The organism is Chryseobacterium sp. SIMBA_038 (assembly GCF_046535115.1).
Lineage (GTDB): Bacteria > Bacteroidota > Bacteroidia > Flavobacteriales > Weeksellaceae > Chryseobacterium.
Genome location: NZ_JAWRXH010000249.1, coordinates 1 through 261, shown reverse-complemented (window position 1 = coordinate 261; position 261 = coordinate 1). Strand labels below are relative to the sequence as shown.

The 261-nt window shown below is 39.5% G+C and carries 1 pseudogene; it reads right to left on the bottom strand.

What is annotated here, in order from left to right:
• Positions 1 to 261 (bottom strand): annotated as a pseudogene (locus SB689_RS23440) (succinate dehydrogenase); the annotation flags it as partial.

Below are 261 nucleotides of genomic sequence, written 5' to 3'. Positions count from 1 at the left end.
GGCATCAGTGCAAAACCTAAACTGATGATGATTGAATAAGCAATCCCAATGGTTTTGAACCATTTTACAAACTTAGGATGGTATAGCCCAAGTGTTCTTACAGCACTGTGTATTCCGTGAATTAGGTGGTAGCATAGGGCAATCATGGAAAGTACATAAATAAGAACGTACCACCATTCCTTGAAAACCGTTACGACCAAGATGTACAAGTCCTTATTCCCATTCTCATCCAAAGGTGGATTACCGAATTTGTAAACGTAC